The 15,165-nt window shown below is 70.7% G+C and carries 14 protein-coding genes; 3 read left to right on the top strand and 11 right to left on the bottom strand.

Features of this window, described 5'->3' with window-relative positions; translation table 11 throughout:
- Positions 1-137: 137 nt before the first annotated feature.
- The 6 genes from ACWGI8_RS05180 to ACWGI8_RS05155 all read right to left on the bottom strand — a co-directional run bounded on the left by ACWGI8_RS05180 (position 138) and on the right by ACWGI8_RS05155 (position 8,338).
- Positions 138-761 carry a chaplin gene (locus ACWGI8_RS05180; RefSeq protein WP_453658737.1) on the bottom strand — a complete coding sequence of 208 codons (624 nt, stop codon included), beginning with the start codon at positions 759-761 and terminating at the stop codon, positions 138-140.
- 140 nt (positions 762-901) lie between these two features.
- Complete coding sequence (locus ACWGI8_RS05175; RefSeq protein ID WP_453658740.1) at positions 902-2,311, bottom strand: amidohydrolase; 1,410 nt, start codon at positions 2,309-2,311, stop codon at positions 902-904.
- 10 nt (positions 2,312-2,321) lie between these two features.
- The gene (locus ACWGI8_RS05170) at positions 2,322-2,759 is read right to left on the bottom strand and encodes a hypothetical protein (protein ID WP_453658736.1); all 438 of its coding nucleotides are present in this window, start codon (positions 2,757-2,759) and stop codon (positions 2,322-2,324) included.
- Positions 2,760-2,814: 55 nt separating this feature from the next.
- Positions 2,815-4,176 carry an SWIM zinc finger family protein gene (locus ACWGI8_RS05165; protein WP_453658735.1) on the bottom strand — a complete coding sequence of 454 codons (1,362 nt, stop codon included), beginning with the start codon at positions 4,174-4,176 and terminating at the stop codon, positions 2,815-2,817.
- Positions 4,173-7,256, bottom strand: coding sequence for a DEAD/DEAH box helicase (locus tag ACWGI8_RS05160; protein WP_453658734.1), 3,084 nt, complete (start codon positions 7,254-7,256; stop codon positions 4,173-4,175). The genes ACWGI8_RS05165 and ACWGI8_RS05160 overlap by 4 nt, the downstream gene beginning before the upstream one ends.
- A gap of 53 nt (positions 7,257-7,309) precedes the next feature.
- On the bottom strand, positions 7,310-8,338 hold the full coding sequence (locus ACWGI8_RS05155; RefSeq protein ID WP_453658739.1) for a slipin family protein: 1,029 nt from the start codon (positions 8,336-8,338) through the stop codon (positions 7,310-7,312).
- A gap of 165 nt (positions 8,339-8,503) precedes the next feature.
- Between ACWGI8_RS05155 and ACWGI8_RS05150 the strand changes: the two genes are divergently transcribed.
- A complete protein-coding gene (locus ACWGI8_RS05150) occupies positions 8,504-8,839 on the top strand; it encodes a hypothetical protein (protein ID WP_453658733.1) in 336 nt (111 codons plus the stop codon).
- A gap of 54 nt (positions 8,840-8,893) precedes the next feature.
- On the opposite strand, the gene ACWGI8_RS05145 is transcribed toward ACWGI8_RS05150, so the two are convergent.
- Entirely contained in the window at positions 8,894-9,325 is a 432-nt protein-coding gene (locus ACWGI8_RS05145) for a DoxX family protein (protein ID WP_453658732.1), read from the bottom strand.
- 241 nt (positions 9,326-9,566) lie between these two features.
- On the opposite strand from ACWGI8_RS05145, the gene ACWGI8_RS05140 reads away from it, so the two are divergent.
- Positions 9,567-9,842, top strand: a complete 276-nt coding sequence (locus tag ACWGI8_RS05140) for a DUF6343 family protein (RefSeq protein WP_453658731.1) — start codon at positions 9,567-9,569, stop codon at positions 9,840-9,842.
- A gap of 209 nt (positions 9,843-10,051) precedes the next feature.
- Here ACWGI8_RS05140 and ACWGI8_RS05135 read toward each other — a convergent pair whose 3' ends face one another.
- From ACWGI8_RS05135 to rpsA, 4 genes are all read right to left on the bottom strand, one after another.
- Positions 10,052-10,414, bottom strand: a complete 363-nt coding sequence (locus ACWGI8_RS05135; RefSeq protein ID WP_453658730.1) for a tetratricopeptide repeat protein — start codon at positions 10,412-10,414, stop codon at positions 10,052-10,054.
- Between the two features lie 199 nt (positions 10,415-10,613).
- Positions 10,614-11,216 carry a dephospho-CoA kinase gene (coaE, locus tag ACWGI8_RS05130; protein WP_453658729.1) on the bottom strand — a complete coding sequence of 201 codons (603 nt, stop codon included), beginning with the start codon at positions 11,214-11,216 and terminating at the stop codon, positions 10,614-10,616.
- 31 nt (positions 11,217-11,247) lie between these two features.
- Positions 11,248-12,186 carry a PAC2 family protein gene (locus ACWGI8_RS05125; RefSeq protein ID WP_453658728.1) on the bottom strand — a complete coding sequence of 313 codons (939 nt, stop codon included), beginning with the start codon at positions 12,184-12,186 and terminating at the stop codon, positions 11,248-11,250.
- Between the two features lie 303 nt (positions 12,187-12,489).
- On the bottom strand, positions 12,490-13,986 hold the full coding sequence (gene rpsA / locus ACWGI8_RS05120; protein ID WP_453658727.1) for a 30S ribosomal protein S1: 1,497 nt from the start codon (positions 13,984-13,986) through the stop codon (positions 12,490-12,492).
- A gap of 371 nt (positions 13,987-14,357) precedes the next feature.
- On the opposite strand from rpsA, the gene ACWGI8_RS05115 reads away from it, so the two are divergent.
- Positions 14,358-15,164, top strand: coding sequence for a class I SAM-dependent methyltransferase (locus ACWGI8_RS05115; RefSeq protein WP_453658726.1), 807 nt, complete (start codon positions 14,358-14,360; stop codon positions 15,162-15,164).
- Position 15,165 lies beyond the last annotated feature (1 nt).

Genomic DNA, 15,165 nt, shown 5'->3' with positions numbered 1-15,165 from the left:
CCTCATACTGGGCGTATTCGGGCGATCCGACAACGCAGCGAGGTGCCGTAGCTGTCGTCGTGCGCCCGCCGGGGATTACGGGACAGCCCTTAGGCCCTGTCCGGCTGTCGGAGGCGGCCTGATCCACCGGACAGGTCCTAGGCGTCGTCGGCCGTGCCGCGGAAGCGGCGGTAGAGGATCGCGCCGCCCAGGATCAGGGCCGCGCCGGCCGGGACCGTGAGGCCGACGACGGACGGGGCACCGGTCTCTGCCAGTCCGACCGGGCTCCCGGGCACATGATGAACCGGTGCTGCCGGTCTCGTCTTCGGCGGGGTCACCGGCCTCGGCGCGGCCGGGGGCTTCCCGGACGAGTTCGAGGACGAGTTGCCGACGGCCGCGTTGCCGGCGCCGACGACGTTGACGGAGTTACCGGTGACATTCACCGGCACATCGACGGGAACCTGGATCCCGTTGCCGGAGAGCACCCCGGGAGAATCCTTTCCGCTCCCCTTGGCGACGGCGCCGCCACCGCCGTTTCCTTCGTTCTCGCAGCTGTTGCCGACCGCCGGGTTCAGCAGACCGATCACATTCACGGTGTTGCCGCACACATTGACCGGGACGTGCACCGGGAGTTGCACCGTGTTCCCGGAGATCAGTCCCGGCGACCCGGCCGCGCGCCCGTGCGCGTCCGAGTCGGCATGGGCGGCCCCCGCCCCGGCCGCGGCGAGGGCGCCGCCCGTGACCATCGCTGCGATCAGACCTGTTCGGCGAATCTGCCTCATGGGTTCCTGCCTTCCGGAGGATGAACACGGGTGCTCACCCGCACCGGAAATAACGCGATGGAGCCATTCGGGTTATGGCCGACAATCGTTTCACCCCATCGAGTGGAGTGAGGTCGAACTTTCCTACGCCGTCCGGGTGTTCATGACTCGGCGTCGTAGTCCTGAATACGCCGCCCATGTTCTCGGTCCGTCAGATCAGTCAGCCGCGCCTCGAGTTCGACCGCGATCTCGTCCACGTCGAGCGTCAGAAGTCTCCGGTCACGCATCAGAACCCGGCCGTCGACGATCGTGGTCAGCACATCCGCCGACCGTGCGCTGAAGACGAGAGAAGCGGCCATGTCGTGCATCGGGCGCACATGGGGTCCGGTCAGGTCCACCAGGATCAGATCGGCGCGCCGCCCCGGGGCAAGCGCGCCAACCGTCGCCCGCCCTTCGGCCGGGGGGACCCCCGTCTCGCGTCGCCCGCCCAGTCCGACGACCTGCGCGCTCTGGGTGGTCGCGTGGTCCAGCGCCTGGCGTGCCGTCAGCCAGCGCGGGTCCCTCTCCGCCGACTTCTGGACGAGCGCGGTGAGCATCATGCTCTCCCACACGTCGAGCGTGTTGTTGGACGCCGCTCCGTCCGTGGCCAGGCCGACCGGGATGCCGATCTCACGCAGCGATCTGATGGGCGTCGTGTCCCAGCCGAACTTGAGGTAGCCCTTGGGCGCCGTCGCAACCCCGACCCGGCCGGTGGCCCGCGCGAGGAGCGGAAGGTCGCTCTCGACGATGCCGGTGCCGTGTGCCACGAGGATGTCCACGTCGAGCAGTCCGGCACGGTGCAGAGTCTCGACGGGCGTACGGCCGTACCGCTCAATGCTGCTGTCCGTCTGCGCCCGGTTCTCGGCGGCATGGATGTGGACGGGCAGCCCGTGCTCACGCGCCAGCTCTGCCGCGGTCGCCAGATCCGCGTCATCGACGGTGTACGGGGCGTGCGGCGCCAGCGAGGTGGTGATCCGGCCGCCTGCGTCACCGTTCCGGCGCAGCGCGAAGCCGAGGGAACGCTCACGCCCTTCCGCGCCCTGGCTGGAGAAGTACGCCCAGCCGAGGTTGGCGCGCAGCCCGCTCCGTACGACGGCGTCGGCGACGCGGTCCATCGAGAAATAGTGGTCGGCGAAGGCCGTGACCCCGCCCCGGATCATCTCCGCGCAGGCGAGCAGCGCTCCGAGCTCCACGACCTCATCGGTGAGGTTGCTCTCGATGGGCCAGACCCAGTCGTTGAACCACTCCTCGACGGGAACGTCCTCCGCGATGCCGCGCAGGGCCACCATCGAGGCGTGGGTGTGGCAGTTGATCAACCCCGGCATGGCCAACTGGCCACGGGCGTCGATCCGTTCACGGGCGGGCAGTCCGGCGACGGCGCGGGAGGAGGTGACGTCCGCGATGACTCCGGCACGTACGACGACGGCCCGGTCCTCCTCGAACCGGATCGCGCCGTCCGCATCGTGCAGGAGTGCGGTGCACCCCTCGACGACGAGATCCGCGGGGCCGTCGACCTGCTCCGCACCCGCCATGTTCGAGAGGTCACCGGCTCCGGTCAACGCCGTCCCCGCCATCGACCTTCAGGCGTCCGACCGGACCCGTTTGCATCACAAAGCCGTGCGCCCCTCCGCTCATGACGTTGTGCACTGTTGCGCGAGGCTCGGCCGGGGGCTCGGGCGTCAGCTCGTCGAGAAGCGCACGGAGTTCGGCCGCGCTCTCGGGGTCCGCCCGCAATGTGCGGCGCATGCGGTTGCGCCACTCGGCGGTGATGTCGGCCGCCGTCTGCTCCTCGGCCCCCTCCTCGACCAGTTCGGCGTGGGCGAGATCGAGGTCCGCGGCGACGCTCTCCTCGTCCGCGGTGCCGTGCCGGGCGAAGAACGCGACCATCCGCTCCTTGGCCCGCGTCCACCCGTCGGTCGTCATCTGCTGGACGAGCGTGGTCGCTCCCGCTGTCGCCAGCGCCATCAACTCCGCTTCCATCAGGCTCCCTTCAGCGGCTCCCCGCCCGTCGGACGAGCTTTTCCGAGCGTACCCGTCAGCGGCCGAGCAGCGTGGTGAGAGCCCCGACCGGGTCCTGGTCGGGTATGCCGCGGGGCCACCAGTCCTCGCGGCCGGGGTCCGATTCGTACCCGTACCAGAGGCCGTCGCGTCCCAGGCGCAGCTGCAGGGAGGTGGTGGAGAGGCGGTTGCGGCGGGGGCGGAAGTGCGGGAAGTCCGCGGCGTTCAGGGCGGGGCGGGCCCGGTCGAAGGGTCCGGCCGGCGGGTCCCACTCCTCCTCCAGGACGGCCAGCCCCGCGAGGCCTCCCTGCCGCCAGGCGGCCACGGCACGAGCCAGGTCGGTGACGGTGCGGTCGGTGGCCCGGGCGAGCGCGGTGTACAGGGCGCGGGTGGAGGCGGTGAGGCCGGAGCCGGGGTGTGCGGCGGCGAGGCGGACGGCGTCCTGCCAGAGGGTGAGGCCGGCGATGGGGTCCCGGCCGGTCTGGAGGGTGGTGAGTGCGCGGGCCGCGGCCTCGGTGGCGAGGAGGTCGAGGGCGAGCGCATCGAGACGGTGGTGACCCTGGCCGAAGGCTGAGGCAGCATCCGGGGATCCGGCGGCCTGCGGGTAGACCGGCGGGCGTCCGGGGTGCGGGGGCACGGGCAGCGGGGCCGGAAGGGGTGGCAGCGTCCGCGGGGCGAGAGCCTCGCGCGCGGTGACCGTCGCGAGGACCGGCGCGGAGCCGTGCCCCTGCGCCGTGGTCCGCTCGGCCGCCGCGGAGAAGGTCGCGTTGCGCCGGGTGAGCTCGGCGAGGATCTCCTGCTCGCCGCGCCCGCGCATCAGGAACAGCACGAACGGGTCCTCGTCGAGGATCCGTGCCGTCTGGTAGCAGAGGGCGGCCGCATGCTTGCAGGGGAAGCCGTCGTCGGGGCAGGAACAGTCGGGGGTCAGATCTCCGGGAGCCGGCAGCAGGTCGGCGGCGTCGGCGAGGGCGTGCGGGACGTCCTTGTCGAGCAGGGCGGCGATGTGGTCGGGCCTGGCGGCTGCCAGGCCGAGCAGCCGGTCCCAGTCGGCGTCGTCGAGGGTGCGCAGCCGGATCTCCGTACGGTACGGGCGCGGCCGGGTGCCGTGGACGTACGCCGTGACCCGACCGGGCGTGACGGTGATCGCGTCGACCTGGCCGCGTCCGGCATAGGCGCGGCCACGGGCGAGACGGGCCGGGTCGAGGGCGGTGTCCTCCAGCGCGTCCACCCAGGCGTTGCCCCACCAGGACGCGGCGAAGGTCTGCTCGCCGGAGCGCGGGGCGAGCGCCGGGAACGTGCGCCGACGGTCGTCCGGCCGGTGCGGGACGTCCCGGCGGAGTCCCGCCCTACGTCGCGGGTCCTGCGCACCACGGGGGCGACCGGGCATTGCGGGGCTCATGACGGCCTCCTCAGGGAGACGAGATCGGCCAGCTCCCGGTCGCCGAGTTCGGTCAGCGCCGCCTCCCCGGAGCCGAGCACCGCGTCCGCCAACGCCCGTTTGGAGAGCAGCATTTCGGCGATGCGGTCCTCGACCGTGCCCTCCGCGATGAGGCGGTGGACCTGGACGGGCTGGGTCTGGCCGATTCGGTAGGCCCGGTCGGTGGCCTGGTCCTCCACCGCCGGGTTCCACCAGCGGTCGTAGTGGACGACATGGCCGGCACGGGTCAGATTCAGTCCGGTGCCGGCGGCCTTGAGGGAGAGGACGAAGACGGGGATCTCGCCGGACTGGAAGCGGTCGACCATCCGGTCCCGGTCCGCCACCGGGGTGGCGCCGTGCAGCAGCTGGGACGGGATCGCCCGGGCCGCGAGGTGTGCGGAGATGAGCCGCGCCATCGACACGTACTGGGTGAAGACCAGCACGGAACCGTCCTCCGCGAGGATCGTGTCGAGCAGCTCGTCGAGGAGCGCGAGCTTCCCCGAGCGGGCGGTGAGGCGGGCGGCGTCCTCCTTCAGATACTGCGCCGGGTGATTGCAGATCTGTTTGAGCGAGGTCAGCAGCTTCATGACGAGGCCGCGGCGCGCCATGCCCTCCACGCTCTCGATCTGCGCCATGGTCTCGCGCACGACCGCCTCGTACAGCGATGCCTGCTCCCGGGTGAGTGGCACGGGATGGTCGGACTCCGTCTTGGGCGGCAGCTCCGGCACGATGCCGGGATCGCTCTTCTTCCGGCGCAGCAGGAAGGGACGGACGAGGCGGGCGAGACGCTCCACGGCCTCCTCGTTCTCGATGTGCTCCTGGTTCTCGACGGCGCGGGCGTGGCGGGCCCGGAAGGACTTCAGCGGGCCGAGCAGCCCGGGCGTGGTCCAGTCGAGGAGGGCCCAGAGCTCGGAGAGATTGTTCTCCACCGGGGTACCGGTCAGGGCGACTCTCGCCGGGGCGGGGATGGTGCGCAGCGCCTTGGCGGTCGCGGAGAAGGGGTTCTTGACGTGCTGCGCCTCGTCCGCGACGACCATGCCCCACTCCCGGCCGGCCAGCTCGGCCGCGCTCGTGCGCATCGTGCCGTAGGTGGTGAGGACGAAGCCGTCAGGGCCGGCGTCGAGGCTGCGCTCCTGGCCGTGGAAGCGGCGCACGGGCACGCCCGGCGCGAAACGGGCGATCTCCCGCTGCCAGTTGCCGAGCAGCGAAGCCGGGCAGACGACGAGCGTGGGCGCGCTGCGGTCGCGGTGCCCGGCACGCTGCTCGGCGCCGTGTCGGACAGACTGCCGGGCACCGTGCTCGACAGACTGCTCGGCACCGTTTTCAACACATTGCTCGGCACCGTGTCGGGCACGCAGCTCGGCATGGTGTCGGGCACGCTGCTCGGCGCGGTGGAGATGGAGTGCGATCACCGTGACCGTCTTGCCGAGGCCCATGTCGTCGGCGAGGCAGCCGCCGAGTCCGAGCGAGGTCATCAGATCCAGCCAGGCGAGGCCGCGGAGCTGGTAGTCGCGCAGGGTGGCGTCGAGGCCCGTCGGCTGGGCGAGGGCGGCGGGACCCTCGGTGAGGCGGTCGCGCAGAGCGGCCAGCGCACCTTCCGGAACGGCTTCGACCGTCTCGCCGTCCACCTCGGCGGTACCGGTGAGCGCCACGGCCAGCGCGTCCACGGGCTCCAGCAGCCCCAACTCCCGTTTGCGCGCCTTGCGCACGAGGTCGGGGTCGACGACGACCCACTGGTCGCGCAGCCGGACGATGGGGCGATGCGCCTCGGCGAGCGCGTCCATCTCACGCTCGGTCAGCGGGTCCCCGTCGAGCGCGAGCTGCCAGTTGAACCTGAGGAGCTGCTCGCTGTCGAAGAACGGGGTGCCGTCGGTGGCCGAGCCGGGAGCCGGCGGCCGGACGACGGCGGCCGCGCTGAGCGTCCGGGCCAGCTCCTTGGGCCAGTGGACGGCGATTCCGGCGGCGACGAGGCGGGCTGTGGCCTCGCCCAGCAGTTCGTACAGCTCGTCCTCGGTGAGCGGCAGCACGTCGGGGACCTCGCGCTCCATGAGCCGGCCGAGCGGGGGCCACACACGGGCCGCCCGGCGTACGGCGAGCACGGCGTCGATACGGGCGCGCGGCCCGAAGTGCTCGTCGCCGTCGCCCGCCCAGAGACGGGCGGCGTCGAGGACGAGCGTCGGATCGGCGAGGCTGTGCACCTGGAGGAGAGCGGCGCCCGCCTGCCTCTCGTCACCGCCTTCCTCGGCCAGGTCGAACAGCTCGTAGGCCGACAGGTCGAGGCGGAGCGAGATCCGTACGCCCGCGTCCATCCCGGCCGCGACCTCCGCCGCCCAGTCACGGGCGTCCGGCAGATGCTGCGGCGCCATGGCGGCGAACGGCCGGCCGGCCGCGTGCTCGGCGGCCGGGGTACGGGGCAGGGTGTCCGCGACCGCGTCCAGGAACGACCTGATCAGGGCTTCGGGGTCGGGCAGCTGAAGGGGGCGCAGGCCCGGCAGCGGGGTGGCATGTGCCTCGGCAGGCATGGCGGCGGCGATCGCCCTGAGCTGGGCGATGTCCTCCGCGTCCAGCGGGCCCGCCCGCCAGGCGTCGTGGTCGTCGGGGGTCAGACCGGGCAGCAGCCGGCCACGCGCGGCCAGCTGCAGGGCGTGCAGGGCGGCGGCGCCCCAGCATGCCGCGGCGGGGTGGGCCGCCGCGTCGTGCCGGGCGCGGACAAGCACCGGTACGGCGTCGGCGACGCGGAGCAGCACGGCGGGGACGGTGCGGCTGCGGACGCCCTTTCCGTGCGGCCGTACGACCGTCAGCTCGCCGAACTCGCCGGACTCGCCGACACCCCCGTGCCCGGCGGAGTCGCCGGCACCCCCGTACCTGCCGGCACCCCCGTACCCACCGGCCTCGCCGAGCGCAGCGGAATCGGCCGGAAGCGCGCCTCCGTCCGGGCTCCAGAAGGCGACCCGCCCTTCCCGCGGCAGCACGGCCGGCACGAACACCGCGGCACAGGTGTGCAACACGTGCGGGGCACCTCCCCTCCCACTCACTGGTCGAGTCCTTGGAACCACGACCATACGGGCGGGGTCTGACAATGCCCCTCACCGGCCTCCGACCTGCGCCGCGACGATCACCTGGGCCTGTCGACGGCGTCCTGGACGGCGTCCTGAGAGTCCACCTCACGCTCCAGCGACGTGTCCGATGCCTCCTCCGACGTCTCCGGCAGGTCCGACACCGGCAGATCCAGGCTCGCCAGCGCCGCCAGCCCTTCCAGAGCCGCAGGCTGCTGCTCGTCCAGTTCCTTCGCCGTGGCGGGCTCGTTCGACGTGTCCGGCTCGTTCGACGATTCGGCCTGCGGAGCGGCCTGTGGCGCGGTCTGCGCAGCGGCCTCCGGGGCGACCTGCGAGCCGCGATCCAGGAACCGCAACAGCTCCACCGGAATGGGCAGCACCAGCGTGGAGTTCTTCTCGGCGGCCACGGCCATCACCGTCTGGAGCAGCCGCAGCTGCAGCGCCGCGGGCGCGTCGGCCATCTGGTGCGCCGCCTCGGCCAGCTTCTTCGATGCCTGGAGTTCCGCGTCGGCGTTGATGACCCGCGCTCGGCGCTCCCGGTCCGCCTCCGCCTGCCGTGCCATCGAGCGCTTCATCGTCTCCGGCAGCGACACGTCCTTGATCTCCACCCGGTCGACGCTCACTCCCCACCCGAGGGCCGGGCTGTCGAGCATCAGTTCCAGACCCTGGTTGAGCTTCTCCCGGTTGGACAGCAGATCGTCCAGCTCGCTCTTGCCGATGATGGAACGCAGCGAGGTCTGCGCCATCTGGGAGACGGCGAAGCGGTAGTCCTCGACGCTGATGATCGCGTCGGCCGCGTCCACCACCTTGAAGTACACGACGGCATCCACCCGGACCGTGACGTTGTCGCGTGTAATGCCCTCCTGGGCGGGCACGGGCATGGTCACGATCTGCATGTTCACCTTGTGCAGCCGGTCCACAAACGGAACGATCATGGTGAATCCCGGTCCGCGCACACGGCTGCTGAGCCGCCCGAGGCGGAGCACCACGCCCCGTTCGTACTGCTTGACGACCCTGGCCGCGGCCAGTCCGTACACCAGAAGGGCGGTTCCTGCCGCCACACCCGCCGTCACCAGCTCTTCGACCATCACGGCACCCCCTGCCGTCCGCTCGGCCCCCGCTTCAACGGTATTCCTGTCGTGACCCCCGGTCGAGCGTCCGGATCCCCTGTGCGGCTGCACCTGGGGTGCCGCCGTGCCGGTTGTCCGGCAGGGTGGCGAGCACGAGTCCGGCACCACAGACGAGGACCAGCCATGTCCGATCACCGGCGTCCCGGCATCGCCGCCGGGGCAGTGCTCCTGACCCTCGCCGTCGCGGGCTGTTCCGGCCTTGGCCGGACCGCGTTGGGCACCGTCAACTACCAGACCGAGGGGGGCGACGTCGTCACGGTGTCGAACCCCGAGCTCGAGGCGTGCCACGAACTCTCGGCGGGCGGTGCCTTCCGGATCGAGAACGCCACCCAGGTCGACCTCGTCGCTTACCCGGCGCCGGACTGCAAGGGCGGCGACTCGGCGTACATCCCGACGACGCTGTTCGACAACATCGTTCCCGGTACGCCGCCCTGGCGCAGCTACGGCTTCGTCCACTGAGCCAGGGACAGCGGGAGGGGACGGGAAGCAGGGACGGGGAGGGGGACGGCCGGGCTACGCCCGTCGCCGGACGAGCGCGACGAGCTCGGCGTTGTGCTGCCGCCTGACCCAGGCGATGACGACGAGCGGCACCGCCACCAGCACCGGAGTGATCGCGTACTGCCCGTCGAAAACGGTCAGCTGGGTCACGAACGCGCCGATCATCAGCCCGATCAGGGCCAGCGCGGAGATCCCGGAGAGGATCGGGATCACCAGCGCCACCGCACCGGCCAGCTCCAGGGCCCCGGTGGTGTACATGAACCAGTCGCCGAAGCCGATCTTGTCGAAGGCCTCCGTGGCGGAGGAGTGGGCGATCAGCTTCGGCACGGCGCTGGGGATCGCGAGGAACAGGGCGAGAACGATCTGCAGCGTGCGGACGGTGAGGTGCGCGCGGCGGCTGATCCCGGCGGTCCCGGCGGAGGCGGGCGCGGAGGTGGCGGCGGACATGGAGATCTCCCTCGGATGAGCGTTCTGTGTGGGCGTCGCGTGCAGACGATCCGTGCACGCACCGCGCGCAGGCACTACGCGCACGCGTTCCGTGCACGCGTCCCGTGCAAGCGCTCGGCTTCGCTTTCACAGAGTCAGACCGGGAACGCCCTCCGAACTCATCGCTGTTCGCATCATCGTCAGGACTTTCGCGCGCGAACGGGCCCTCCGGGTACATCCTGGAGTGGAAGAGGCGATTGCCATGCGCACTGGGAGTGAACCCACGACCGCACGCAGTCCCCTGCGGATGCGGTTCTGGCTGAGTGTATGGGGCCTGATCTGGGCCGTTGTGGGCCTGGGCACCTTCGCGGTCACGGAGCATCCCGGCTGGGCGATCACCTCCGCGGTGCTCTGCGTGATCATCATGGCCGATTTGCTGTGGGTGGTGCACCGTCTCCACCAGGGGCCGCACTACCAGCCCGGCCCGGACATCCCTCCGTACGAACCGGACCACGGCGGTCCACGAGCACGCCGCTAGTGCCGCGACCGGCAATGTTTGCCCGTCGAGGAGCGTCGTCCGGTGCGTGCCATCGCAAGGCGGCCGGAAGTCCTTGTAGCGGAGCTACCAGGGCTTTTGGCCAACGCAGCGAGGGTGCGTGCCGGACTGCGCGACAGGGCAAAGCTTGCCGGGAGGGGCACTAGCACCCACCTGGAACGCGCCGCCGAAAGGCGCCGCGCCGCGGCGGGTCAGGCCTCGAAGCGCGCCGCTGCCACGTACTCGGGCTTGGGGTCGAGCGCCGCCGCCAGCCGGAAGTGTCGCAGGGCCTCGTCCGGCCGGCTGGTGCGTTCGAGGGTGCGGGCGAGCGCGAAGTGGGCGTAGGCGTTGTCCGGTTCGCGCTCCACGATCAGGCGGAACTCACGCTCGGCGGAGCGGAGCATGGCCGCCGCGAAGTAGGCACGGGCTCTCAGGAGGCGGGCCGCGAAGCTCTCGGGATGGGCCGCGATCACCGAGTCGAGCAGCTTCACCGCACCGCGCGGGTCCCGCGCCGCAAGCAGCTGCTCGGCCGCGCGGAAGTCGATGACGTGAGTCTCCGGGTTCGTCTCGGGCACGCTCGCATCCTTCCCAACGCTTCGCGGAATCAACATGCCGCGCGACATCGGTATTCCGATGATCACGGCAGTGGTCCGGTGATCACGAAACCCCGGTCGATGCGGGTGCGCCCATGGCCGGGCAGGACGACCTCGCGCGGGTCGCCGCCGTCGTACGAGATCCCGACCGTGGAGCCGCGGATGGATCCGGGGCGCAGCTTCAGCCGCGACGCGCGCGCTCGGTCAGGTCCCCCCAGACCTTCCGCACCTGAGGTTCCAGCGCTTCGAGCGGCCCGTCGTTGTCGATGACGAGGTCGGCGATGGCGCGCCGCTGCTCACGCGTGGCCTGCGAGGCCATCCGCGCCCGCGCCTCGGACTCGGTCATTCCACGGAGTCGTACGAGCCGGTCCAGCTGGGTCTCCGGCGCCGCGTCCACGACGACGACCAGGTCGTAGAGCGGTGCCAGAGCGTTCTCGGTGAGCAGCGGTACGTCGTGGATCACCACCGAATCCGGCCCCGCCGCGGCCTCCAGCTCCGCCGACCGCGCCCCGACGAGCGGGTGCACGATCGCGTTGAGCTGCGCCAGCCGCTCGGTGTCCGCGAACACGATCGAGCCGAGCTTCGGACGGTCCAGGGTCCCGTCGGCGGTGAGGATCTCCGGCCCGAACGCCTCCACGACGGCCGCGAGCCCGGGCGTCCCGGGCTCGACCACCTCGCGAGCGATCTTGTCGGCGTCGATCAGCACGGCTCCGTACGAGACGAGGAGCCGGGACACTTCACTCTTGCCGGCGCCGATCCCGCCGGTCAGGCCCACCTTCAGCATGAGCGGAAGCTTAGGGGTGGCGCTGCCGGGCCTAGGAGTCGCCCTCCCGCTCGGCCAGGAACCGCTCGAACTCGCGGCCGATCTCGTCCGCGGAAGGGAGGTCCACCGGCTCCGCGACCAGGCTGCCGCGCGTCTCGACGCCGGCGATGGCGTCGTACTGGTGCTCAAGCCCCTGCACCAGGGCCACCAGCTCTTCGTCACCCTCGCCGATCTGCCGGTCGATCTCGGTCTGGGTGCGCTGTGCCTGCGTGCGCAGGGCGTGTGCGACACCGGGCAGGACCAGTCCGGTGGCGGCGGTGATCGCCTCGAGGGCGGTGAGCGCGGCATCGGGGTAGGAGGAGCGGGCGACGTAGTGAGGTACGTGCGCGGCGACACCGAGGACGTCGTGCCCGGACTGCATCAGCCGGTACTCGACGAGCGACTCGGCGCTGCCCGGCACCTGGGCTTCGTCGAAGGGGCTGCGGTGGCCCGGCATGAGCTCCGTGCGGTTGCCGTGCGGCGTGATGCCGACCGGGCGGGTGTGCGGCACCCCCATGGGGATCCCGTGGAAGTTCACCGAGAGGCGTACGCCCAGACGCTCGACGATCTGCCGGACGGCGACGGCGAACCGCTCCCACTCGACATCGGGTTCGGGTCCGGAGAGCAGCAGGAAAGGTGCGCCGGTGGCGTCCTGGACCAGCCGGACCTCCAGGGCCGGGGTCTCGTAGTCCGTCCAGCGGTCGCGCCGGAAGGTCAGCAGCGGGCGGCGCGCCCGGTAGTCCACGAGCCTGTCGTGGTCGAAGCGGGCGACGACTTGGTGCGGAAGCGATTCCAGCAGCGATTCGACGATCTGTTCGCCGGTCTCACCCGCGTCGATGTATCCGTCGAAGTGGTACAGCATGACCAGCCCGGCCGACTCCTGCGCGAGGGCCACGTCGACGACTGCCAGGCCCTTCTGATCCCACTCGTACAAACCCTGCGGATCAAGCACGATTACCGCCCCTCCTCCATGTCACATCTGCCAACATCACGGCGGGTGCGGTCATTCCCGGGGCGCGCATCAGATCCGTCGTCGTCGGCCCGGACGAACCGGCTGGGCGCGAGTCCTTGGGTACGGGTCCTTGAACAGGAGTCCTCGAACAGGGAGTCCTTGAGGAACAGGACTCCTTGAGGAACAGGACTCCTTGAGCACGGGTCATGAGCACGAGTGAGGCCCGCTCCCCGAAGGGGAACGGGCCTCATTCAGCTGCTGTCAGCCGTGCGGCAAGCGCTGGAAACTCTCGGCGTCAGAGCGTCAGCTCTGGCCGCCCGCCAGCTTCTCGCGCAGGGCAGCCAGGGCCTCGTCGGAGGCCAGGGCGCCGGAGGTGTCGTCCGACTCCGAGGAGTACGAACCACCGGTGGCACCGGCAGCGGCCGGAGCGGCCTGGCCACCCTCGGCAGCGGCGGCCTCGTCGGCCTCGCGGCTCTTGATGACCTGCGCCTGGTGCTGCTCGAAGCGCTGCTGCGCCTCGGCGTACTGGCGCTCCCACTCCTCGCGCTGCTTCTCGAAGCCCTCGAGCCAGTCGTTGGTCTCCGGGTCGAAGCCCTCGGGGTAGATGTAGTTGCCCTGGTCGTCGTAGGACGCGGCCATGCCGTACAGGGTCGGGTCGAACTCGACCGACGCCGGGTCGGCACCGAAGGACTCGTTGGCCTGCTTCAGGGACAGCGAGATCCGGCGACGCTCGAGGTCGATGTCGATGACCTTGACGAAGATCTCGTCGTTGACCTGGACGACCTGCTCCGGGATCTCCACGTGGCGCTCGGCCAGCTCGGAGATGTGGACCAGACCCTCGATGCCCTCGTCCACGCGGACGAACGCACCGAACGGAACCAGCTTCGTGACCTTGCCCGGGACGACCTGGCCGATCTGGTGGGTGCGGGCGAACTGCTGCCACGGGTCTTCCTGCGTCGCCTTCAGCGACAGGGAGACACGCTCGCGGTCCATGTCGACGTCGAGAACCTCGACGGTGACTTCCTGGCCGACCTCGACAACCTCGGACGGGTGGTCGATGTGCTTCCAGGACAGCTCGGAGACGTGGACGAGACCGTCGACGCCACCCAGGTCCACGAAGGCACCGAAGTTGACGATCGAGGAGACGACGCCGGAACGGACCTGACCCTTCTGCAGGGTGGTGAGGAACGTCTGGCGGACCTCGGACTGGGTCTGCTCCAGCCAGGCACGGCGGGACAGGACCACGTTGTTGCGGTTCTTGTCCAGCTCGATGATCTTCGCCTCGAGCTCCTTGCCGACGTACGGCTGGAGGTCGCGGACGCGACGCATCTCCACGAGGGAGGCGGGGAGGAAGCCGCGGAGGCCGATGTCGAGGATGAGACCACCCTTGACGACCTCGATGACGGTACCGGTGACGATGCCGTCCTCTTCCTTGATCTTCTCGATGGTGCCCCAGGCACGCTCGTACTGCGCGCGCTTCTTCGAGAGGATCAGGCGGCCTTCCTTGTCCTCCTTCTGGAGGACCAGGGCCTCGATCTCGTCGCCGACGGCCACGACCTCGTTCGGGTCGACGTCGTGCTTGATCGAGAGCTCGCGGCTCGGGATGACACCTTCGGTCTTGTAACCGATGTCGAGCAGGACCTCGTCCCGGTCGACCTTCACGATGACGCCGTCGACGATGTCGCCGTCGTTGAAGTACTTGATCGTCTCGTCGATCGCGGCGAGGAAGGCTTCCTCGTTACCGATGTCGTTGACCGCAACCTGCGGGGTGGTGGCGGTGGTCTCGGTGCTGCTCGTCATGTGGGAAAGGGCTCCGGTACGGACATTGAAGTCGTAGGTACTGCTACGCCGAGAGCCCGTATCGCAGCTGAAGAAGCCGGACAGCCAAGGAAGCGCCAACCCGAGAGGAAAGGCGCCTCGAAAACCGAGGGGACATACAACAGATGCGAGCGCGGCCTGCTACGTCTGAGGCGCGCAAGCCCGCAGCGCAACCTTTAGCATAAGGGCGCGGCAGGGCACGGTCAATGCGCGAAGGCCCCCACCCGGGGCGGATCGCCGCATACCCGGCACAACTAAGGTTTGCCGAGGCCACGATGGCCACGCCTCGCTCATCCGCGACACGTCCGCGGCGCTTCCCGGCGAGGTCTCAGCAACGTACAACGACGGGCGAGATGATCCAAGAGTACGAACCGGAAGCGACCCGGCGTGACGCCGGTGACGCGGAGAGCAGCCGGGCGAGTCGTGGCTGGTGGGACCGGAACGCGGACGAGTACCAGAGTGAGCACGGGACGTTCCTGGGCGACGACCGGTTCGTCTGGGGTCCGGAGGGGCTGGACGAGGCGGACGCGGCGCTGCTGGGCCCCGCGGAGTCCCTGAGGGGACTGGCCGTCCTGGAGATCGGCGCGGGCGCGGCGCAGTGCTCGCGCTGGCTGGCGGCACAGGGCGCGCGGCCGGTGGCCCTGGACCTCTCGCACCGCCAGCTCCAGCACGCACTGAGGATCGGCGCCGACGGCGTGTCGCTCGTGGAGGCGGACGCGGGGGCGCTGCCCTTCGCCGACGCCTCCTTCGACCTGGCCTGCTCGGCGTACGGGGCGGTGCCCTTCGTCTCCGACCCGGTGAAGGTGTTCCGTGAGGTGCGGCGTGTCCTGCGGCCGGGCGGACGGTGGGTCTTCTCGGTCACGCATCCGATCCGCTGGGCGTTCCCCGACGAGCCGGGCCCCGAGGGGCTGAGTGTGGCCGCCTCCTACTTCGACCGCACGCCCTACGTCGAGCAGGACGAGCAGGGCCGTGCCGTATATGTGGAGCACCACAGGACGATCGGCGACCGGGTGCGGGACGTGGTGGCCGGGGGCTTCCGGCTGCTGGACCTGGTCGAGCCGGAGTGGCCGGCCTGGAACAGCCAGGAGTGGGGCGGCTGGTCGCCGCTGCGGGGGAATCTGATCCCGGGGACGGCGATCTTCGTCTGCGTACGAGACTGAG

The sequence above is a fragment of the Streptomyces sp. NPDC054841 genome (assembly GCF_053611045.1).
The sequence above is the reverse complement of the archived record's forward strand: the minus strand, read 5'-3'. Positions and strand labels throughout refer to the sequence as shown.

Coding starts and splice junctions, on each gene's coding strand:
- ACWGI8_RS05180 (WP_453658737.1), bottom strand. CDS start 761: ATGAGGCAGATTCGCCGAACAGGTCTGATCGCAGCGATGGTCACGGGC.
- ACWGI8_RS05175 (WP_453658740.1), bottom strand. CDS start 2,311: ATGGCGGGTGCGGAGCAGGTCGACGGCCCCGCGGATCTCGTCGTCGAG.
- ACWGI8_RS05170 (WP_453658736.1), bottom strand. CDS start 2,759: ATGGAAGCGGAGTTGATGGCGCTGGCGACAGCGGGAGCGACCACGCTC.
- ACWGI8_RS05165 (WP_453658735.1), bottom strand. CDS start 4,176: ATGAGCCCCGCAATGCCCGGTCGCCCCCGTGGTGCGCAGGACCCGCGA.
- ACWGI8_RS05160 (WP_453658734.1), bottom strand. CDS start 7,256: ATGGTCGTGGTTCCAAGGACTCGACCAGTGAGTGGGAGGGGAGGTGCC.
- ACWGI8_RS05155 (WP_453658739.1), bottom strand. CDS start 8,338: ATGGTCGAAGAGCTGGTGACGGCGGGTGTGGCGGCAGGAACCGCCCTT.
- ACWGI8_RS05150 (WP_453658733.1), top strand. CDS start 8,504: ATGTCCGATCACCGGCGTCCCGGCATCGCCGCCGGGGCAGTGCTCCTG.
- ACWGI8_RS05145 (WP_453658732.1), bottom strand. CDS start 9,325: ATGTCCGCCGCCACCTCCGCGCCCGCCTCCGCCGGGACCGCCGGGATC.
- ACWGI8_RS05140 (WP_453658731.1), top strand. CDS start 9,567: ATGCGCACTGGGAGTGAACCCACGACCGCACGCAGTCCCCTGCGGATG.
- coaE (WP_453658729.1), bottom strand. CDS start 11,216: ATGCTGAAGGTGGGCCTGACCGGCGGGATCGGCGCCGGCAAGAGTGAA.
- rpsA (WP_453658727.1), bottom strand. CDS start 13,986: ATGACGAGCAGCACCGAGACCACCGCCACCACCCCGCAGGTTGCGGTC.
- ACWGI8_RS05115 (WP_453658726.1), top strand. CDS start 14,358: ATGATCCAAGAGTACGAACCGGAAGCGACCCGGCGTGACGCCGGTGAC.